At 50.4% G+C, this 21,120-nt stretch carries 19 protein-coding genes; 6 read left to right on the plus strand and 13 right to left on the minus strand.

Annotated elements, in window-relative coordinates:
* The first annotated feature begins 103 nt into the window (after nt 1–103).
* Nucleotides 104–1,348 carry an ornithine--oxo-acid transaminase gene (gene rocD, locus ACY0JR_RS04005; protein ID WP_462632595.1) on the plus strand — a complete coding sequence of 415 codons (1,245 nt, stop codon included), beginning with the start codon at nt 104–106 and terminating at the stop codon, nt 1,346–1,348.
* A 720-nt stretch (nt 1,349–2,068) separates the two neighbouring features.
* Nucleotides 2,069–3,049 (plus strand): porphobilinogen synthase, encoded by a 981-nt coding sequence (gene hemB / locus ACY0JR_RS04010; protein ID WP_462632597.1) that lies wholly within the window; start codon nt 2,069–2,071, stop codon nt 3,047–3,049.
* A 126-nt stretch (nt 3,050–3,175) separates the two neighbouring features.
* On the opposite strand, the gene ACY0JR_RS04015 is transcribed toward hemB, so the two are convergent.
* Nucleotides 3,176–6,049, minus strand: coding sequence for a T9SS type A sorting domain-containing protein (locus tag ACY0JR_RS04015; RefSeq protein ID WP_462632598.1), 2,874 nt, complete (start codon nt 6,047–6,049; stop codon nt 3,176–3,178).
* 77 nt (nt 6,050–6,126) lie between these two features.
* Nucleotides 6,127–6,501 (minus strand): hypothetical protein, encoded by a 375-nt coding sequence (locus ACY0JR_RS04020; protein ID WP_462632600.1) that lies wholly within the window; start codon nt 6,499–6,501, stop codon nt 6,127–6,129.
* 289 nt (nt 6,502–6,790) lie between these two features.
* Between ACY0JR_RS04020 and ACY0JR_RS04025 the strand changes: the two genes are divergently transcribed.
* The 3 genes from ACY0JR_RS04025 to ACY0JR_RS04035 all read left to right on the plus strand — a co-directional run bounded on the left by ACY0JR_RS04025 (nt 6,791) and on the right by ACY0JR_RS04035 (nt 8,905).
* Nucleotides 6,791–7,603 carry a metallophosphoesterase family protein gene (locus tag ACY0JR_RS04025; RefSeq protein WP_462632601.1) on the plus strand — a complete coding sequence of 271 codons (813 nt, stop codon included), beginning with the start codon at nt 6,791–6,793 and terminating at the stop codon, nt 7,601–7,603.
* Nucleotides 7,604–7,608: 5 nt separating this feature from the next.
* On the plus strand, nt 7,609–8,220 hold the full coding sequence (locus tag ACY0JR_RS04030) for a hypothetical protein (protein WP_462632602.1): 612 nt from the start codon (nt 7,609–7,611) through the stop codon (nt 8,218–8,220).
* Nucleotides 8,221–8,368: 148 nt separating this feature from the next.
* Entirely contained in the window at nt 8,369–8,905 is a 537-nt protein-coding gene (locus tag ACY0JR_RS04035) for a CopD family protein (RefSeq protein WP_462632603.1), read from the plus strand.
* A 484-nt stretch (nt 8,906–9,389) separates the two neighbouring features.
* Here ACY0JR_RS04035 and ACY0JR_RS04040 read toward each other — a convergent pair whose 3' ends face one another.
* Nucleotides 9,390–9,560, minus strand: a complete 171-nt coding sequence (locus tag ACY0JR_RS04040; RefSeq protein ID WP_462632605.1) for a hypothetical protein — start codon at nt 9,558–9,560, stop codon at nt 9,390–9,392.
* A 318-nt stretch (nt 9,561–9,878) separates the two neighbouring features.
* Here ACY0JR_RS04040 and ACY0JR_RS04045 point away from each other — a divergent pair, with 318 nt between their 5' ends.
* Nucleotides 9,879–10,109, plus strand: a complete 231-nt coding sequence (locus tag ACY0JR_RS04045) for a hypothetical protein (RefSeq protein WP_462632606.1) — start codon at nt 9,879–9,881, stop codon at nt 10,107–10,109.
* 305 nt (nt 10,110–10,414) lie between these two features.
* Here ACY0JR_RS04045 and ACY0JR_RS04050 read toward each other — a convergent pair whose 3' ends face one another.
* The 10 genes from ACY0JR_RS04050 to ruvX form a co-directional block, all read right to left on the minus strand.
* Nucleotides 10,415–10,795: a co-chaperone GroES gene (locus ACY0JR_RS04050; protein ID WP_462632607.1), complete on the minus strand. Its 381-nt coding sequence runs from the start codon at nt 10,793–10,795 to the stop codon at nt 10,415–10,417.
* Between the two features lie 306 nt (nt 10,796–11,101).
* A complete protein-coding gene (locus ACY0JR_RS04055) occupies nt 11,102–13,039 on the minus strand; it encodes a tetratricopeptide repeat-containing sensor histidine kinase (RefSeq protein WP_462632608.1) in 1,938 nt (645 codons plus the stop codon).
* Nucleotides 13,040–13,466: 427 nt separating this feature from the next.
* Nucleotides 13,467–14,666: a homogentisate 1,2-dioxygenase gene (locus tag ACY0JR_RS04060; protein ID WP_462632610.1), complete on the minus strand. Its 1,200-nt coding sequence runs from the start codon at nt 14,664–14,666 to the stop codon at nt 13,467–13,469.
* A 125-nt stretch (nt 14,667–14,791) separates the two neighbouring features.
* On the minus strand, nt 14,792–16,444 hold the full coding sequence (locus tag ACY0JR_RS04065) for a S41 family peptidase (RefSeq protein WP_462632611.1): 1,653 nt from the start codon (nt 16,442–16,444) through the stop codon (nt 14,792–14,794).
* 133 nt (nt 16,445–16,577) lie between these two features.
* Nucleotides 16,578–17,306, minus strand: a complete 729-nt coding sequence (locus ACY0JR_RS04070) for a hypothetical protein (RefSeq protein ID WP_462632612.1) — start codon at nt 17,304–17,306, stop codon at nt 16,578–16,580.
* A gap of 128 nt (nt 17,307–17,434) precedes the next feature.
* A complete protein-coding gene (locus tag ACY0JR_RS04075) occupies nt 17,435–18,172 on the minus strand; it encodes a hypothetical protein (protein ID WP_462632613.1) in 738 nt (245 codons plus the stop codon).
* 118 nt (nt 18,173–18,290) lie between these two features.
* Nucleotides 18,291–19,244 carry a zinc dependent phospholipase C family protein gene (locus ACY0JR_RS04080; RefSeq protein WP_462632614.1) on the minus strand — a complete coding sequence of 318 codons (954 nt, stop codon included), beginning with the start codon at nt 19,242–19,244 and terminating at the stop codon, nt 18,291–18,293.
* A gap of 151 nt (nt 19,245–19,395) precedes the next feature.
* Complete coding sequence (locus tag ACY0JR_RS04085) at nt 19,396–19,908, minus strand: hypothetical protein (RefSeq protein ID WP_462632615.1); 513 nt, start codon at nt 19,906–19,908, stop codon at nt 19,396–19,398.
* 218 nt (nt 19,909–20,126) lie between these two features.
* Entirely contained in the window at nt 20,127–20,693 is a 567-nt protein-coding gene (gene def / locus ACY0JR_RS04090) for a peptide deformylase (RefSeq protein WP_462632616.1), read from the minus strand.
* Nucleotides 20,690–21,109 carry a Holliday junction resolvase RuvX gene (ruvX, locus tag ACY0JR_RS04095; RefSeq protein WP_462632618.1) on the minus strand — a complete coding sequence of 140 codons (420 nt, stop codon included), beginning with the start codon at nt 21,107–21,109 and terminating at the stop codon, nt 20,690–20,692. The genes def and ruvX overlap by 4 nt, the downstream gene beginning before the upstream one ends.
* Nucleotides 21,110–21,120: the final 11 nt, after the last annotated feature.

Raw genomic sequence — 21,120 nt, forward strand, 5'->3', positions numbered from 1 at the left:
AAAGACTTTTGCTTACTTTTATCTCTGCAAGCCGATTAACCGTATTTACCTAGAGCCTTATTCGGCTGGGTTCTTTGTTTCAATCTACATAAAACTGTTGACTATGAATACTTCCACCAATACCTCCATCAGCCAAGAGGCCATCGCCTTAGAAGACAAATACGGAGCCCACAACTACCACCCGCTGCCCGTGGTTTTGAACCGCGGCGAAGGCGTGTTTCTTTGGGATGTGGAAGGCAAACGCTACTATGATTTCCTGAGTGCGTACAGCGCGGTGAACCAAGGGCACTGCCACCCACGCATCATTGGCGCCTTAACCGAGCAGGCCCAGCAACTCACCCTCACTTCCCGCGCCTTTTACAACGACAAACTCGGTCCCACTGAGAAATACATGGCAGAGCTCTTTGGGTATGACAAAGCACTGCTCATGAACTCCGGGGCCGAGGCGGTGGAAACTGCCTTGAAACTGGCCCGCAAATGGGGCTACAAAGAAAAAGGCATTCCGCCGCACGAGGCCGAGATATTGGTGGTGGAGCACAACTTCCACGGCCGCACCACCGGTATCATCTCCTTCTCCACCGACCCCAGCAGCACCGCGGGTTTCGGGCCGTACATGCCGGGCTACAAAGTATTGCCGTATGACAACCTGGAGGCGCTGGAGCAAGCCTTGCAGGAAAACGCCCACATCTGCGCGTTTATGGTAGAACCCATCCAGGGCGAGGCGGGTGTAGTAGTTCCCTCAGACGGATACCTAAGCGGAGCTAAGGCGCTGTGTGAGAAGTACAACGTGCTCCTGATTATTGACGAAATCCAGACCGGCATTGGCCGAACCGGAAAACTGCTGGCCTCTCATTATGACGGCGTAAAAGCCGATATCCTTATCTTAGGCAAAGCCCTCTCTGGGGGAGTGCTCCCAGTTTCTGCGGCGCTCGCCGATGACCACATCATGCTCTGCATCCAACCCGGCGAGCACGGCTCTACCTTTGGGGGCAACCCGCTGGCCTGCGCCGTAGCCGTAGCCGCCTTAGATGTGATTCAGGATGAGAACCTCACGGAGAATGCCATGCGCCTGGGCGAGATCTTCCGGTCCAGAATGAATGAACTGAAAGCCCGTCACCCGGAACTGGTCAGTTTGGTGCGGGGCCGGGGCCTCTTAAACGCCGTCATCATCCAACCCACGCCAGACGGCCGCACCGCCTGGGATGTCTGCGTAAAACTAATGGAGAACGGCCTGCTTGCTAAACCCACGCACGGTGACATTATCCGATTCGCGCCGCCCTTAGTGATTACCGAAGAACAGCTCCATGCCTGCTGCGACATTATTGAGAAAACACTGGCGGAGTTTTAAGTTTGATACATTCTTGGAAAAGAGGCTGCCCTGACAGAAGTTGGGGCAGCCTTTCTTTTTTCAGGCAAATTTTAAGTAAGAGGTTCTAAACCGAATGAAAGACAAGGAAGCTCCATATCTCATCTAGCTACACCTCACTGTCCCATATTGGCGCGAGACTTCAGTCTCGTGACAAAGGATGAAGCGAGACTTCAGTCTCGTGACAAAGGATGAAGCGAGTCTCCAGACTCGCCGGGAACTACAAGTTGAAATGTAGCTGTGCGTAGAGTTAGCGCCAGCGCTCTACGCACCAAAGGACAGCCAATCTCCTGATTGGCGAGTAACTGGCACAGACGCTCGCAGGTCTGGAAGACACTGCGAGGTCTTTTGAGCGAGCGGCATAGCGTAACTAGCAGAAACTCCCCTCCTACTTTACTTTAGGAGGGGTGCCCAGAGGGCAGGGTGGTGAAAAGCCAACCATAAAAACCTTTAGTAAGCATTCAGTCAACACCATCTGCTTTGGGGCTTCTTTCTTGAAAACGAGTCCAAAACAGCCTTTCCCAAGCAGAGCTTTCGCAAAACATAGTATCTGAAAACTGCATGCCGTACCTTTGCGGCCGAGCAGGGAAGTCCGGCAGAAAAAACCATTTTGGCCGAACACTTTTCCTAAAGCTCTTTTGTTGTATCAGCAGCAGGTCCGTTCAGATTAAGAATTCGGCTTGCTTAACCCCTTTAGCTGCTATGAACCACTTAACCCGCCGGCCTCGCCGGAACCGTAAATCAGATGTCATCCGCAATCTGGTACAGGAAAATCACCTTACGTTACACGATCTCATCTTTCCCATATTTGTCACCGAAGGCCAGAATGTCGTTCAGCCTATTGCGTCTATGCCCGGTATTTCCCGCTTCAGCTTAGACCGCCTGGTAGACGAGGTGGGGGAATGTGTGGAGTTGGGCATCAAAGCCTTCGCGCCGTTCCCCAATATCTCTGAAGACAAAAAAGACCGTTTCGCACAGGAAAGCAAGAACCCCGAGGGGCTGTTCCTAAAGGCTATCTCAGAATTGAAGCGTCAGTTTCCGGACATTGTCCTGGCGACCGATGTGGCCATGGACCCCTACAGCACCGACGGCCATGACGGCATTGTGGAAAACGGTGAGATCATCAATGATGCCTCTTTGGAAGTATTGGGCCAGATGGCCTTGGCGCAAGCCCAAGCCGGTGCCGATATTGTGGCCCCGTCTGACATGATGGACGGCCGGGTAGCGCATATCCGCCAGGTTCTGGACAAGCACGCCTTCACCAACGTAGCCATCATGAGCTACACCGCTAAGTACGCCAGCGGCTTCTACGGACCGTTCCGCGATGCACTGGAGTCGGCTCCTAAGCACGGCGACAAGAAAACGTACCAGATGAACACCGCCAACAGCCGCGAGGCTTTAATTGAAGCCGAACTGGACACGTTGGAAGGCGCTGATTACCTCATGGTGAAACCGGCCCTTTCTTATCTGGATGTCATCAAACTGCTCCGCGATAATTCTAACCTGCCCATTGCTGCCTACAATGTAAGCGGTGAGTACGCCATGGTGAAAGCCGCTGCCCAGAATGGCTGGATTGACGGTGAGAAGATCATGCTGGAAACCCTGCTCAGCATGAAACGCGCCGGAGCCGATATTATCTTAACCTATTTCGCGAAGGAATTTGCGCAGTACGTGAAGCGCTAAACCCATTTCCGGCCGCTTTCCTTAAAAGACGGCAAAAACCAGGAAAGTGTAGTTTCCCAAAAAACCAAAACAGAAAAGGCTGCTGGATAACTCCGGCAGCCTTTTCTGTTTCAATAGCACTCCTACTTACCGCAAGAAGGTCATGCGCTTGGTGTAACGTTTGCCGTCAATGGTGAGTTGATACAGATAGGTTCCGGAAGTCACGGTTCCTCCTGAGGCAGTTCGGCCATCCCAGGTAACTTGGTGCAACCCAGCTTGCTTTTTAGCATCTACCAGCGTGACAATGGCTCTTCCGCTTAAATCATACACGGTTAGTTTCACATTGCCCGGCTTTTCCAGGGTGAACGGAACCGTGGTCACTGCTCCCTGCCGGAAAGGGTTGGGATAGTTTTGCTGTAAACCCAACTTAGAGGCATTGGCAATCTCTTCCTTAGAAGCCAGCGGGCCATTGTAGCGGCGGCTGTACACGCCGTTGCCGTGGGTACCTACCAGTACCAGATTGTCTGTAGTACGGCTAATGACCATGTCTACTGGCACCTGTCCAATATAACTTGCTCCTTCCTGTATCCAGGTAGTGTTGTTGCCGGCAAGACTGGCGGTTGCATATAAACCCGTGCTGGTGGCTACAAAGTACTTAGCTCCCCCACCTTGTTCCGGCAGAATAGAAACCCAGCGGGTAGAAGGTCCATTTCCGGTAGTGGCATTTCCGTTCTCTTCCAGGTTCCCTGAAATTGGAGTCCAGGTAGTACCGCCGTTAGTGGTATAGAACAAACTCTCTACCCGGTAATTTGTGAAGGTTACAATTGCTTTGTTAGCATCTCTGGGGTCTATGGCAATACAGCCAATGTTAGCCCCGGCTGGGAAATTCGTTCCGGTTACTTCTGTTGTTGTAGGGGTAGCGGCGGCGGCATTGGCAAGTTTGTAAAGCTTACCCGCTCTTGTGCCAAAGTACACCACATTGGCCGGCGTGGTACTTACCGCCACCGCTGAGATGGTTTCACTATTGCCTAAGTCTCCTACCACTTCCCACCCTATGTTTGATTGGTTATCGCCGGTAGGCAGCAAACTAACATCTTTATTACGCCACAAGGAGTCTCCGGCCGGAATATAAACCGTGTACTCATTGTTGGGGTCAATGGAATAAGGATTGATAAAAATGTACCCTTTGGCTCCGGGAGGATCGATTCGGGAATAGCCCGTGTTCTCACCGACATCGTCAAAAATGTACCGGTATACGGTTCCCTCTTGCGAGGAGACAAAGATGGAGTGGGTAGCTACCGCTGTAAAAGCCCCGTCGCCGCCCAGCAATGACTGCCAGTTAGAAGTAGCATCAATGTCAAATACGGCCCAGCTTCCATTGTCCTGCAAGCCACCCACCACAAAATCATCTGTGGTATTCAAATCTACGGCAACGGTGTAGAACTGCGTAGTCAGGTAACCTTTGTTTAAAGACTCCCAGACAACCGAAGTGGCGGTTACATTAGCACTTCTGGAGATTCCCCCGTCATGCGCAGAAAGCGCCCTGTTTGGAGTGGAGGGGTAGAAAACAAATTCATGCTGATCTGGATGGTGGTTCGCGTAGTTTGCGAAACTGGAGTTGTTAGCCACGTAGCCCCCTATCTTGCGGGTACCAGTTGTATTGGAGAAACCACTGGTGGAGATGTAGAGGTTAGTGCCGCCTAATACCACTACGTTAGGATTGTCAGGCTTCACTTTGATGACCATGTTATAGCTACCCTGCAAATCCAGATCTCCAGATTTTCCGCCTAACATAGGCAGATTAGCCGATAGGTTAGTCCAGGTTCCGCCTGTTCCGCTGCCATTACCAGACAGGTACTCATACTTCCAGATATTGGCGTTGGAAGGCTCGTTGGTAGTGGTGTGCACCAGAAAATAAACGATATTCTCATTAGAGGGTGCAATATCCAGGACAATACGTTGGTAGGTAGCCGGAAAATCCGCCGGGGTAATGTCTGTCCAGGTGGTTCCATTGACAGAGCGGTAGATTCCTTTTTTGACGGACGCTCTGCCTCCGTTGGCCGTCTGACTTAAGGTGGCGTACATCACGCCGCTGTTGCTCACGTCTATGTCTGTGTAAAAGGGACTGACGTTAAAATCATCGGTATCGGCACCGAAGCCTAGAATGTATTGCCAGGAGGCACCGCCGTCTGCAGATCTGAGAATACCGCCCAAAGAAGCAGAAAACACTTCATCTTGCGTAGTGTTACCCGGATTAACTGCCACCCGGTAGTTATATTGCTGTATATCTGAAAGCACGGTGGTGGCGGGCGTACGAGTATTCTGCAAAGGGTTCCAGGTAACTCCGTTGTCAATAGATTTGAAGATACCGTTGCCATAGTAAGGAGCCCCCACTTTTGAAGCGGAGTTCCCTAAAAATTCTCCAGTACCATAATACCAGATATTCTGTTTACCAGCCCGTTTGTCCTGCACAATGGTGGTCACACTCTGAATCTGGTCTGGGTCAGTCACTTTGGTCCAGGAAGCGCCGCTGTTGGCACTTCGCCACATGCCACCAGATACCCCTCCGGCTAAAATGATATTCTCATTGGCCACATCTACCGCCAGAGCCCGGGTCCGGCCGCCCACATTGTACGGCCCCCGGTTACTCCAGGCAGAAGTCACAAACTGAGCATAGGGGTTCATCATGTGCAGCAACTGTTCTGCGCTGGGAATGGAAGAGGCAAAGGCCAGTTCTTTGGCTCTTATCCCTTCGGGGATAGTACCTGTGGCCGGGTCTTTCAACCTATCCAGTTCGTACTGAAAGCGGGCGAACGGATTCTCTTCGCTCCCGGCAGAACCTTTCTTATGCAAGCGTTCCGCCTTTGCCAAGCGACCTATTTTGGCTACTCCCTCGGCGGAAAAATGAGATCCTGCATGCCTGCCTACCGGAATAAAAGAAGCGACATGCAGCAAGGCGCCAAACAGCAGTAGCAGGATACAAGAAAGCCAGAATTGGCGTTGCCGGGTTACACGTTCCATGAAATGAATGATCTAAGTTTTGTCTGAAGTTTTATGAATCTATAAAGGATAGCGGCAGATGGACCTCTACGCAGTAGTTAATCAAGTAAACTATAAGAGAAGACAACCAGGCGGTCAGTATCACCTATAGTACTTTGCAGATCAGCGGTTATTTTCTTTCCTGCGGTTACGCCGGGCCTTCCGTCAACCGCTTGCACCGTCATGGGGAAATAGGCCTGCACTTGCTGGTCTTCGGCTAAGGTTTGAGTAAATCCGGAGCCATAGCCTATTACCTGTATGATCTTTACTTCGGCCTTACAAGGCGCCTTGCTACAGGGGCCGTTTCCGGTAGTTTCCAACTCAGGGAACACCTTTACCACTTGCACCACCGCCCGGGCCTGGCTGGGCGCAATGGGCTTTTTATCAGGAATTGGGGGTGTTTGCTGTATGGAGTTGAGTTTTGACGAGGACACGGGTTCTTCTATTTCAGCAACAGGCTTTGCTTCAGGCACTCGTTTGCAGGCAAAACCCGTCAACAACAAAAATGTTGATAAAACAAGCCATTTATTTCCTCTTACAGAAGCCAGACGCATAAAACAAATATAATCACAAATATCAGGTTTCTAGCAGCTTACTGGCAATATCTCAAGATAAAGTTTATAAGTATGCCTTGATTTGCCGAAATATCTTAAAACCAACAACCTTGCGCACTGTTTTAGGTATAGTAGAACCATTAAGCTTTACCTATATTTAACTGACTGCATGAAAACCTCTCACCTGCCACCGCTCTATCAGTGGCTGGCATTTTCGCTGCTCTTCCTGCTTTCTGGCTGTGATCTTTTTGAGTACCATCCGTATGCCGGTAATCTTGACTACAAGAACATAACCGCTCAGAATGTATCCAGAATCAAATCTTTGGAAGCCAGTTACACGGCACGGCCTTCTTTCCAGTTTGTGCTAACCGGAGACACGCAAGGCTACTTTGCCGAAACAGAGGACATGGTGAAAGACATCAACGCCCGTGACGTGGCCTTTGTGCTGCACGCCGGTGACCTCACCAATTATGCGTTCACCGATGAATATGAGCGCATGCACGAGGCTTTGTCTAAACTGAAAGCCCCGTACGTAACCGTAATCGGGAACCATGACTGCCTGGGCGATGGCGACAAGATTTACAAAGAAATGTATGGCCCCCTTAACCATTCCTTCACCTTCGGCCTAAACAAATTCATTCTCCTGAACACCAATTTTCTAGAATTTGATGAGAGCGTGCCTGATGTAAACTGGCTGGAGCAAGAGCTGCAGACGCCCGCCAGCATTGTGAACAAGTTTGTGATCTCGCACATAATCCCTAACAACAGCGAGGCCAATCCTGCGCAGGAGGAAACCTACGTGAATTTACTGCGGAAGTACAACGTGCGCCTTTCCTTGCACGGCCACACGCACAATTACACCGCCTCGCAGCTCTACAATGACGGCATTCCGTACGTGACCACCGCCGCGGCGCTCAAGCGAAGCTATGTATTGGTCACCGTGACCGGCAACCAGGCCACCTATGAAAAAATAGATTTTTGACTTCTATGCGCTACGTTACTGCACTTTGCCTGTTTTTCTGCCTCTCCGGCTCCTTTTCTACCTACGCGCAGGAGGCTTCTGACAAAATAGACCGACCCAAAAACCAATGGTACGCCCCAGATTACGTGGTGGTGCAACACGCCGGCCTCATCGGGATTCTTGCAGCAGGCGTTGGGTATGACTTCGGGAAACATGACCGCACCAACGCCGAGCTGATGTATGGCTTTACGCCCAACTATGGTTTCAAGAACACAACCCATACGTTTACCACCAGAATCTACTACCAGTCACACCCCCAGCCGCTGTTCAAGGATTTTAAGATCAGTTGGATCAAAGCCGGGGCAGGCATTAGTATGACCATTGGCGACCAGTTTGAGACCTTCTTTCCCAAAAGATACCCCGAAGGTTACTACATCTGGCCCACCGCCACCCGTATTCTGCCGTTTGTAGGCTCGTCCTTGGGAAGAGAATTCAAGGGCAACAAACGCCCGGTGTACGGCGAGTTCTATGGCGAACTAGGCACCTCAGATGTCATGATTGTAGACAAGTACCGCAACAAAGGCATCTCCGTGCCTGACATTCTCAACCTGGCTATTGGGGTGCGTGTGTCACTCTAAGCTGGTTTAGGGGCTGTTTTACCAAAACAGTCTCTAAACTAGCTCTACAGGAAAGCTCTATTAGAGCGCACCAGTATAGGTTTCCAGAGGAAGAACCCGCATTTTTGCACCAGCATTGCCTATACAGCTATCTCTCGCGTATTTTCTTATGGACTACAACTACCTGAAATCACTGCACATCATCTTTGTAGTTACCTGGTTTGCGGGACTGTTCTACATTGTGCGGTTATTTGTGTATTATTCAGAAACCAGCCAAAAACCAGAGCCCGAAAAAAGCATTCTGCAGAAGCAGTTTGCCCTTATGCAGAAACGGTTGTGGTACGGTATTACGTGGCCATCGGCGGTAATCACGGTGATTATGGGGTTTTCTGTGGTCTACTCTTTAAACCTTCACCAGGTTTGGCCCGCCTGGCTCCTCTGGAAACTGGGCTTTGTGGCAGGCTTGGTGGCGTATCATCTGTACTGCCACCGCATCTACCAACAGCACCAGCGCGGCGAAATCAAGCAAAGCTCCACCACCCTCCGCATCTGGAACGAAGTCGCCACCCTTTTCCTAGTCAGCATTGTGTTCTTAGTGGTGCTTAAAAATGGATTAGATGCCACTTTGGGCGTTCTGGGCTTCATTGGGCTATCTATCCTCTTGATGGTCGCCATTATGGTCTACCGGAAGATCAGAAAAGCCTAAGACGGCAATTGGCACAGACACGCGTGGGTCCAAGTCGCAGACTTGAACCATCTACAGGGGTGGAAAGGAATGCGTGGACTGGCAGGTGTAAACATCCCCCTTCGCTCCCTTCAAGGGGGGAGTCTCCGCTTTAATAGGCAGAAGTCCATTTGCTACTTTCCTCTACACATTGCCAATTCCAGTCTTTCCCGAGCGCGCCTCGCTTTTGGCCTTGGAAAGGCAGAACTAAGCGCAAAGGACAAGGCAGGCCGAAAGGGAAGTGCGAGAGGGGAAGACGGGGCCTCGCGGCCGTGAGCGCATATCGCTAAAGATGAAACAACAAAGCATCTGCACCCACTAAAAAAGCAGCCGAGCCCAAGGAACGGCAAACTGCATTTATCCGCCAATTTCTCTCCAGAAGCCACCTCAGCAAGACAAAAAAGCATAAAACGTTTGAAGCCTGATTTCCTAAAACCAAGCTCCAAACGACATACAGCAACAACCCTTAAACTGCTTTACTGAACATCGGCTTGGCCGAAGCATCACTTGCTCCTTTTATCAAGTACAAATCAAAAGCCGTGTAGACAGAACGAAGGAAGCGGCGACCCGTGGTGGTGAGCGCCAGTTGTTCTTCTGTCAGTTTTATCAATCCGTCTGCAGCCAGATTTTGCAACATAGGCTGAACCTGTTCTTGAATCAGATCTGCTACCGGGCTGCTGCCAATTGGTTTTCCCGCCGCAAGCGATATCCAGAATATGGCGCCGCATCTGCAGGTCGGTTTCAGAGATTCACTTAAAATGCTGGGAGATGGCTTTTATCAGTTTACCAGAAATTTCAGCTTATCTCCGGTGCCAGGTTTTAGGCTGGTTTTGAGTAAATCAGCCTAAAACCTTAGCACCGCTTTAAAAAGGAAACGGCCCCATTGGGGCCGGCTCACTACAAACAACCAACATGATAACGGCTCTTACCAAGCCGTCATTATCTTTTCGTATTCATGTATGTAGAACCCTCGGTAATAACCGTCAGGGAATACGATTCTACTATTTCACCTGCTGGTGATGCCCCTTTACTTGGCGGCATGAAACCATTTTACAACCCGGCATTCCTCATGAAGGCGCACAGCGATCTCAACGGCCTTCTGCTTTTTGCTAGCAGCCCCAAAATTCTGAATGCCGGCTGGCAGTACCAGATTCAGGCCACCCAATACAAGAAAAGAGGAAAGTAGAAATGCCCGCATGCTTTTGCCTTTAAGGAATGTCTTACAAACAGCCAATCACTTTCTCTTTATGCTAAAGACAGCCTTTGTGTTGAGTGGTTGCATTGGTCTTATAAAATCAGCTTGCCTATGGTTAGTCAAGTGCTATGCCAATAACCTAATTACCTTATAATAAATAGATTATATAAAAGGCATAAAATAAAATTGCCCGCTTCCGAACAATAAATATTCAAAAGCGGACACTACAAGAATGCATTTTAAGCCAGTTTTAGCTAAAACACGCCAGATTCAAATCCGAAGCAACCAAGGGCGGATTACTCTTCTTCCCGTTCCAACAGCAGCACCGATGACTGCGGAACGATGAAGTATTTGTCGCCGTGGTAATTGATTTCAACGGCGTCGCGCTGAAGGTAAATGGCCAGATCGCCTTCGCGGGCCTGTAACGGGAGGTAACGTACTTGTTCCTTTTCGTCCTGGTTCCAGATTTCGTCATCCAGGCCGTAATCGGCGGGAATGGGGTAGCCGGGGCCCACGCGCATGACGTAGCCTTCCTGCACTTTCTCTTTTTCCTGCACGCCGGGCGGCAGAAACAGTCCACTTTTGGTCTGCTCTTTCGTTGACTTGGGCTTAATGAGCAAACGGTCTCCTACTACAATCAGTTTCTGCAATTTATGGGCGGGTGATTGGTGGCTCATACTGGTACAAATAAAATGAAGTAACAAAGATAAAACGGCAGGCAGCTTGTGCGCAATGGCAATTTCTCCCTTTCGGCAAAGCCGATGACACGGTTTGTTTTAACGCCGCTTTCTGGGAAATAGCGTTGAAACAAACCATCTATCATGTACAAAGACAAAACATGGTGCAGAACGGATGTAGAGACGCAACACCTTGCGTCTTGGCTTTGCAGAACGTTTGTGCACGCCAGACGCAAGGTGTTGCGTCTCTACAAAAGACCATGTAACGTACGCGCAATAGAAGGTTAATATGGCTCTGCCCTATCCTCAGTTAAGCATCTGCGCCGGGAACTTCACCGCGAACAAAGATCCTTCGTTTACCTCGCTTTCCACGATCAACTCGCCGCCGTGTCGGCTGATTAATTCCTCACAGATCATGAGGCCGAAGCCGCTGCCGCCTTCATTGGCGGTACCGGCGGTGGTGAAGTATCTCTTGCGTCTTATCTTCTTCAGGGTTTCTTCACTGATGCCAATGCCCTGGTCTTTTATCTTGACCAGAACCTCCTCCGCTACTGCTGCTGACACGGCCACGTTCCCTTCTTTTCTGGTGAACTTCACCGAATTAGACAGCAGATTCCGAAAAATCACCTTCAGCATTTCATGGTCGCCCACTACGTTTAACTCCGGGGCCACGTCATTGGTCACCGTGATTCCCTTGTTCTGCAACGCGGCATCCTGCTCCTCAATGAGCTTGTCAAGCAGAGATTTCAGGTTGACTTCCTCGGGCACTATGGGGTCTCCCTGCATCTGGCTTTTTATCCAGAAAAGCAGGTTTTCCAGGAGCGCCAGAGACCGCACATATTGCTTTTCAAGCTCTTTGAAGACGGGTTTGAACTGTTCAGGCTCTAACACCCCATTGTTGATGAGCTGCAAAATGCCTTGGGTGTTGGATAAAGGCCCGCGTAGGTCATGGGATAGAATGGAGAGCAACTTGTTCTTCATGAGGTTGGCTTCCTCCAGACTTTCGTTCTGATGGGTAATGGCTTTGTTGAGCGTTTCCAGCGCCGCGGAATGCTTCTCAATGACATCATTCTTGATGGCCAACTGTTTGTTGGCTTCGCGCGCCTTCAGGTAATTTCGGTACCACAGGTATGTGATGATGGAAAGCGCCAGTAAAATCACGACCACCATGCCCAACGCGTAATAGGTGATGGTTGCTTTCTGGCTGGCTAGTACCGCTTCTTTCTCATAGGTTATCTGCTGGTCCTGTTTCTCGCGCAGAATATCCAGAAAATGGATGGCGTAGGTTCGCTCCAGTTCAAACAACTGTCGCTGCTTTTGCAGAAGGGTATCTTGCCACTCAGACACCATCAAGTAGTTTCTCTGGCTTTTGTAGATGGTAGCCAGATTTTCCATGGCTTCAATTTCCAGTTGGGAAGCATCAACGGAACGGGCGGCCTGCAACGCAGCCGTGGCCAGATAAACGGCTTCTGGGTAGTTACCTTCCTGGCTCGCGATTAACGCCAACTTACTTTGCGCCAGAGATATTCCGTAGCGGTCATCTGTGCCTTGGTCCAGTTCCAGGGCTTTGGTGAAATACCTTTTCGCTTTAGACAAGTTACCCATCTTCAGGTACAGCAACCCCAGGTTGAAGTGTGCTTTCTTAAACCCGTATTGGTAATTTCTCTGCTTGCTTTCCTGTAGCGCCTGGGTAAAATACGCCTCCGCTTGCTTAAATTTCTTTTCGTCCAGTTTAACCCGCCCCAGGTTGTTTTTTATATTTACTACATCATTCCACTGCTTCAGGGAAATGTAGTTTGCCAGCGTCTCCTTGTACAGCTGCTCTGCCTCCCCAAAGTGTTGGGCATCTTTCAAAGCACTGGCAATCTGTTGCTGCGCCCGCGCTACGTTGAAGGTATCTTTAACAGCCTGGCTAATTTGCAGCGATTTGTAGTAAAGCGAAAGCGCTCTCCTGGCGTACCCATTCTGCTGGTAAATACCGGCCTCATACAGGTAAGAGGTGGCCTCCCCTGTTTTGTAACCGTGCTTTTGGGCGAGCAGCAAGGCGTCATTCAGAAGATTAAGCGCTTTGTCAATGTCCTGGCGCTTCACCTCAAAACCTACTTCATTGAGGGAGTCAACAAGGGCCTCTACCCTGGAGGAAGCGATCGGTTTTGCCCGCATGGCTTTGGGTTGCGCCTGGGCAGGCACCAACAACCAGGAAATTATTGAAATACACAGAAACGCCAAGGCTACACGCACCATCTTCCTATTTATAGCACGGTGGCGATAAACACGTTTCAGGGATTTCTCTATAGGTAGGCTACTGCGCAACAAAACTCAGATAAATACAATGGTTGCTTAACACAAGCAATCAATACACAAAGGTAAGCACAAAAAATTAATACTTATACAAACACACTCTTGTCTTACTTTAAATAACCCTAATTTTATCAATTAGAAGCTAAAAACAAGCAGTTTCCTAAAGTAAACCAATAACAGAATATGACTATATCAACAACCACCAAGCATTTGAAAAAGACAGAACAACGCTTTCTGTGAGAAACAAGAGATTGGCTTAGACAAACTTATAAATTGTCAGCGAACAGGCATAAAAACCAACCCCGGGCACGCCTCCTTGTGGAGTTGCAACCGGGTCTAGTTTGATGATTACTCCGGGAAAACGGAAAAATCAGTCCATCATGTCTGCGGGACGAGGCGTTTGCGGCGCGGCATCTGGGTTCCAACTCATGGGATAGTTCTGATCTACCAGTTCCAGCGCATCAACCGTGAGGTATAGCGGCTTAAAGGTGTCAATCATCACTGCTAGTTCGTGCGTTTCTTTCTTGCCAATGCTGGCTTCTACGGTACCAGGGTGCGGACCGTGCGGCAGGCCGCTGGGGTGAATGGTGAACGAGGCGATGTCTATGCCTTTGCGGGACATGAAGTTTCCGGCCACGTAGTACAGAATCTCGTCTGAATCTACGTTGGAGTGGTTGTAAGGCGCCGGAATAGCCAGCGGATGGTAATCAAACAACCTCGGCACAAACGAGCAAACCACGAAGCCTTGTGTCTCAAAAGTCTGGTGTACGGGTGGTGGCTGGTGAATGCGGCCGGTAATGGGCTCAAAATCATGGATGGAGAAGGCGTATGGGTAAAAGTAGCCATCCCAGCCTACCACGTCCAACGGAGAGAAATCATAATGATATTGGTGTAGAAACCCTTCTTTCTTAATCTGCACCAGGTAATCGCCGGGGGCGCCCTCCATCAATAATTCATGCGGTGGCCGTATGTCACGCTCACTGTAGGGCGAATGTTCCAGCAACTGCCCGAAATGATTTCTGTAGCGGCGCACGGTTTCTACGGGGCTGAAACTTTCAGTAATGAGCAGGCGCACCGGACCTTCGTTCCATTTCCATTGATGGATGATGGTGCGCGGAATGACCACGTAATCTCCGGCCTCTACTTCCAATCTTCCCATCTGCGAGTGCAACTCCCCAGAGCCTTCATGGATGAACACAATCTCGTCTGCTAGGGCATTCTTATAGAAGTACGTCATGGTGCGCTCCCGCGGAAGGCAGATGGAGATGGTGCAGTCTTTGTTCATCAGGAGCGTCTTGCGGGCGCTCAGGTAATCTTCGCCGGTAGATTCTCCTTTGAAAGGCCGTATGTGGTAGGGCGCCAAAGGCACATCGGACTTTACCGGCCCGTAGGGCACCGGCTCTCCTATCTTGGTGATTCTGGTGGGCGCATGCCGGTGGTAGAGCAGAGAAGATACGCCGGAGAAACCCAACGTGCCCACCAATTGCTCATGATACAGGCTGCCGTCTGGTTGCCTGAACTGCGTGTGCCGCTTGCGGGGAATAGAACCTAACCGATGATAGTATGCCATGCCTTTTAAATGAGTGAAGGAGTGATTTAATGAAGGAGTTAATAAGTTAAAGTTTCCTGCTCAGAAAGCAAAAAGCGCGGCCGGAAATTCCGGCCGCGCTTTCACTCTATTTTCTTCAAAACAGCTTATCTACCTAAACTGATTTGCTTTGCTTGACCAAACAAGCCTAACGCCTTTTGAAAATCTGGATCAATCTCGTTCAATACGGGGTAGAACCCGGCGGCTTCAAACCGACTGCGGGCCACAAAGGCTTTCAGGTTGTTCCGGATGGTTCGCTCTGAGCGCTTCAAGTCTTTAGGGTCTACTTTGATGTCCACACGTTTCGCCTCCTTCAATAAGCCCTGCAGCATGGCGTCCGTCACCTGGAAATTCTCCCGGAACTGGGTCAGCGTGGTATTGTCCAACTCTGCCTTATGCTCCCTAAAATACGTTAAGGCGTATTCGCGCAGCACGTTCTTGCGGTACAGTTCGGTTAACAGGTTGGTGTTGTCTGTGGTGTCACGCGGCACAAATACGTCTGGCATGATGCCGCCGCCACCGTATACCACGCGTCCGCGGCTGGTTTTGTACTTGAGGGAATCATTGAACTTGATGCTATCCTGGCTGAAAAGCTCGCCGTGCTTGTAGCGGTTCATCAAATCCATTTCGTATTCCTCAGAAGACTCGGGATCATACGGTTTCTGGATGGAACGGCCGCTTGGGGTGTAGTACCGGGAAATAGTCAAGCGAAGCTCACCACCATCTGACAAAGAGATAGGTACCTGCACCAACCCTTTCCCGAAGGAACGACGGCCCACAATAAGGGCGCGGTCATGGTCTTGCAACGCACCAGCCAGAATCTCAGACGCCGAGGCGCTTCCTTCGTTTATCAGCACAATTAGTTCGCCGGTTTCAAAGTCACCTTTCACTTTGGCGTAGTAGTTGGCATCATACTTAGAGCCTTTGCCGTCTGTGTACACCAGTTTCTTGTTTCCGGCAATAAACTCATCGGCCATGCGGGTGGCGTGGTCTAGGTAGCCGCCGGGATTGTCGCGCAAATCCAGAATGAGGCGTTGCAGCCCTTGTTTTTTCAGGGCACTTAGCTTGTCTTTGAATTCTTCATACGTCCCGTTAGAGAAGCGGCTTACTTTGATGTAGCCCGTTCTACTGTCAATCATGTACCCCGCATCTACAGACACTGACGGGATTTTACGACGGACCACGGTAAACTGCACGGGTTTGGTTTCTCTGGGCCGCAGCACGGTCAAGTTTACCTTGGAACCTCTGGGGCCGCGCAATTTCTTGAACACAGTCTCATTGGAAATCTTGACGCCCGCAATGTTTTCGCCGTTCACTTTCAGGATTTTGTCGCCGGCCTGAATACCCACTTGCTCAGAAGGACCTCCGCTTAGCGGCGCCACCACGTACAGGGTATCCTGGAAAATGTTGAACTCCACTCCTATCCCGTCAAAATCACTTTCCAGGTAAGAACGGGCCATGGTCAAATCTCTGGCCGGAATGTAGGACGAATGCGGATCCAGCTTCTGCAGCATCTCATTGATGGCGAACTCAGAAAGCTGTTCGGTATTCACGGTGTCCACGTACTCGCGGTCAATATAACTCAGCACTTCCCTGAATTTCAGGTAGCCGCGCGCGGTTCCTTGCGGATTATTGGAACTGGGCTGAAACAAGGTGGCTCCCAGTAAAATACCTACCGCCACCGCCAACCCCAGAAACAAGGGCAAGCGCACCTGAAACAAGGAGTTTTCTACTTTCTTTTGCTCTGTATTCTCCGTCATGTTCTCTCTATCATAGTAGCACCAAAGAAAATGCTCCTGCAAGCTACTGATTATTGTACAGTTAAAAGCTATCTATCTGAAGCGTTTTTCGCTTATAATACAAAAACTAGCCCAGTAAAGTTGCCTTAAATGCTTAAGCGTTGCTGGTTAACTTTTGCGCCATTTTCTTCAACTCACGGGCGTATATCTGGCGGTAGCTTCCGTGGCGGGTAGTAGTATCTGCCGCAGAAACAACCGGACGGGCCTGTACCCGTTTGGCCGTGGTTAAGGCAACCTGCGCAATTTGCTTGTCGCTCCAATGTCCTTTCAGGGCGCGCAGGCATTTGTAGATGAGCTCCGAATCTTCAGATTTCGCCTCCATCAATTGTTCAGTGTAATAGCCAATGGTGTTGAGCACGTTGGTGTTGCCCATGTCCTGGTAGTAATGCGGGAACAACTCATGGCGCAGCATCTCATTGGCCCCCTGCTGCTGCAAGACAAACAGGTAGTCCTTCTTCATGTTTTGCAGCAAAACCCCTTTGATATCGGCGTGCTTGTCTGCCCAGTTGGCCTTGCCGGCGTGGAGTTGTATGATGGCGGGAATTTCTTCAAACGGGTTCTTTTTAGTTCCGGCGGGCGGCGTTAGCCCCTGGTATTTGGACCCTTTGGGGAAAGTAATCTCATATTCGGGCTCTTTGGCTTTGGTAGCGGAAGAATCTGCTGCCTGGGCATTGGCTGCCGTAGCGGATGAATCTGCGGTTTGCTGCTGGCCTGATGGTGTTTTGGTGGCCATGTCGCGGAGCATCTTCTCGCATGAGGTCAGGCTTACCACCCCTATAATTGCTAGTGCCCACCCGGCACGATTGGAAAAAGGAAATTTCATGAATCAAGTTTAAACCATACTACTAGGACAGCCAGGGCGCGCAGCACCCTACTCTTCGCTTCTAAAGTAATACTTTATTAAGTTACGAAAAGAAAATAGGGAAGTATTTTTGAAATGCTTTCTCTGCATTAGTTGCCAGCCAGTTTTGCTATTCGTTCGTTTTTCTTCGCGTCTAAGCGGTCTGCCATCTTTTTCAGCTCCCGGGCATACACCTGCCTGTGATATCCGCTGACGGTGGCCGTATCTGCCGCAGATTGGATTTTTCGCGCTTGTACCCGTTTGGCGGTAGAAAGTGCCGCTTGGGCAATCTGCTCTTCGGGCCAATACTCTTTGAGCGCCCGCATACACATGTAGATTAACTTGGCGTCTTCAGACTTGGCTTCCATCAATTGCTGGGTGTAAAAACTGATGCCCTCTAGCATATTGGGTTGGGTAGGGTCCAGGTAGAAGTGCGGGAACAGTTCGCGCCGCAGCATTTCATTGGCCGCTTGTTGTTGCAGCACAAACAAGTAGTCTTTGCCCGCATGAGCTAACAGCAACTGGCGCATGTCGGTGTCTTTTCCGGCGTAATCCCGCACGGGGCCGTTGGCTTTTACCAGGCGCTGTACCTCCAGAAAAGGATTGGGTGTTACCCCGGCCGGAGGCGTGAGGCTATCGTATTTTGAACCGATGGGAAAAGTAAGTTGCCACTCCGGTTCCGGGAGCACCGCAGCCCGTATTGGGGCCGAAGCGGCGACCTTAGTGGCCCGAAGTCCCTGCCGGTATTCTGCCTGAGCGGGGTCTGGGTTCAGGAAGAAACGCTGCACCACCAACGTAGCCAACCCCAGCGCAATCAGGAAGATGTCAGTTTTATAGATTTTCTTCATTTTCAGGGCCTTTCTAAACCTGCTGTCTTTCTTCCCCAACCTCATTGAATCCTTTTCTTTTGACAAGATGCATTTTAGCCCCGTTTTCCATAAAACAACTAAAGAACGTACATTTTACCTATTCCCGTGTGTCATGCTCACCGGTTTGGAACACGGTTTTCTCCAGCTCCAGCTGTTGTTTTTGTTCTGGCGTTAACGGTGCCAAGTTCTTCAGGTCGGGTTGACCAGCATTTACCCAGGCCGTGTACCAGTAACTGGAAACCAAATGAATAGCCAGCCGCATCTGCCGTTCTACTTGTCCCGCCAGTTCTCGGTGGTACGCTTGACTGAATTCCCGGGAATAAACTTTGAGGGCACTGGCCCCACGTTCCTCCAGGCTGTACTTCTTGTCTTCGGTAAACGTCTGGCTGAGTTGCTTTTCCAGGGAAAACACCGAATCTAAGGCGGCATTTGACCTCGCCACTATCTCCCAGGCTGTTCGGTTGGGGTTTTCCAGGTGTTGCGGCGGACCAATAAAGAAATCATAATGCGTGGCCCAAAGTTCCGGTAAACGGCTTTCCCACAGTCCATGAATGCCCCGTTGGTTCGTAAACTGCCCATTATAGTTGCGGGTGGTGTGCAGCGGCACACAGGCATCAGCTACGTAATGGCCCAGTTCAGCGGAAAGACGCAGCAGACGCTGTACATCATGCTGTTTGAACGCTTCGGTGAGCTGGTACTGCACTAACCCTATGTGCCAGGGCACAATGCCATGCCGTTGCAAGGTATCTAGGGTGAATTGTTTGACGGCGGCATCCCAGAAATGAGGCAATTTGTACGCGGCGCTGTCGCCGTACACGTCCAGGTCAATGAAGTGGCGCGCGCCTTCTTCGGGCACGGCATAGCGCCTTTTGTCTGGGGCCACGGCCTGCTCCACCAGATACGGAAGATGTTGTTTGTAAAATCCCACCATCTCGGGCGGCAGAGTGTACACCGCCTGCTGGTTGATGCGTTGGTGCGCGTAGAAGCCCCACGCTGCGGCTACCTGCTGGAGGGTCAGAAAGAACACCAAGAACATAACCCATTTTCGCATAGGCTTTTATACGCGCCACCAGCACAGATAAGTTCTTGCGTTTCGGGCTTCTTTCCCAATAAACAGGCAAAAAAACGTCTCCGCAGATTTTCTTCGGCAAAGCCGATGATCGTTTCAGGGCTATTCTTGGGAAAACAGGCGCAAAACGGGTTTACAGCTTGGCGCTTTTCTTGGCTTGCAAGTAATCTTCTTTCTTGAAGATCTTAATGCCATAGTAGTTGATTTGCTTGTAGTCATACAGGCGGGCCACAATATGCTCATCGGCGTAATCTGAGTACGCGTCTACGAAGTCCAGGCCTTCTATCTGCTCGCCTTCCTCCAGCAGGGTCATGTCACGTTGTTTCACGTTTTTCCTGATTTTGTCGAAGGCGGGGCCACCCTGGGCATTGTAGAGAATGCGGTTGGGCGTGGTATCACTGTAATAAAGAATGCACCAGGCATCGGCCCCTTCGCCCTCGGGGTTGAAGGCCCAGACGGCCTTGCCCATCTTGGCTTCGGCCGGGGCCGCATCAGACTTGGTCACCCAGCCTTTGCCCTGCAGGAAAACGGCAATGTCCTGCTTGCCCATGCTTTGCAGTTTCAGGAGTTGGTCCAGGTTCAGGCCTTGCCCCATGCAGGAAAGGGAGAACATCATTAATTCCGAATATAGAACGAGCTTTTTCATACTACCTAGCTGTTAATGATTGCCTGACAGTAAGATACATTATTATTCTTAAATTCAAAAGAAGAATTATCCTGTACTCCCCACCCTTCGGGCACCCCTCCTAAAGTAGGAGGGGAGTTTTTCTGTTTCCAGCCTCTTTCCGCTATATCAGCTCTAAAACAAAAAACCTCACAGGTCTTGGAGACCTGTGAGGTTTAGAAAGGATCACTTATACCCAATTATCGTCTGCCCGCTGTGGCGAATTTCATGCGGTAATCAGCGTCTACGTCTCCTTTGGAGATTTTGGTGAGTTTGCCTTTGATAAGGCGTTTTTTAAGGGCAGAAAGGTGGTCAGTGAAGAGGATGCCCTCAATGTGGTCGTACTCGTGCTGGATCACGCGGGCGGTCACGTCATCGAACTCCTCCACGTACTCTTTGCCTTCCAGGTCATAGTACTTGATCTTGATGCGCTCATTCCGCCACACTTCCTCGCGGATGCCGGGTATGCTCAGGCAGCCTTCGTCAAAGCCCCACTCCTCGCCAGACTCTTCCAGAATGGTAGGGTTAATGAACGCTTTCTTCACGCCTTTTTCTTCTTCGCCCTCGTCCATGAACGGCTTGGAGTCAATCACAAACAGACGGATGCTTTTGCCAATCTGCGGGGCGGCCAGCCCTACGCCGTGGGCGTGGTACATGGTTTCAAACATATCCTCAATGAGTTTAGGCAACTCCTCGGAATTTAAGGGAATGTCCTGGGCTTTGGTGCGCAGCACCGGATCGCCGTAGGCAACTATAGGGTAGATCATAGGTATTCTCTGCTCTCTAAATAACTCTGTAAAATAATGGTGGCGCTGATTTTGTCCACGGTGGCTTTGTCAGCGCGGGCTTTTTTGTTCAGGCCCATGTCTATCATGGTCTGAAACGCCATGCGTGAGGTAAAGCGTTCATCATGAGTGATTACTTTTTTACCGGGAAACAGCTTCTTAAGTTGCCGCACGAAGCCTACCACGTGCTGGGTGTTGTTGGTGTCTGAACTGTCCAGGTGTTTGGGCATGCCAACCACAAACGCATCTACCTCTTCTTTCTGGCAGTACTGGGTAAGATAGGCCAGCACATCTTTGCTGTGCACCGTGTCCAGCGCCGAGGCGATGATTTGCAACGGATCTGTGACGGCCAGCCCCACCCGCTTCACGCCGTAATCTATGGCCAGTATGCGTCCCATGTTTCCGTTTT

Source organism: Rufibacter sp. JT3400010, from assembly GCF_054956755.1.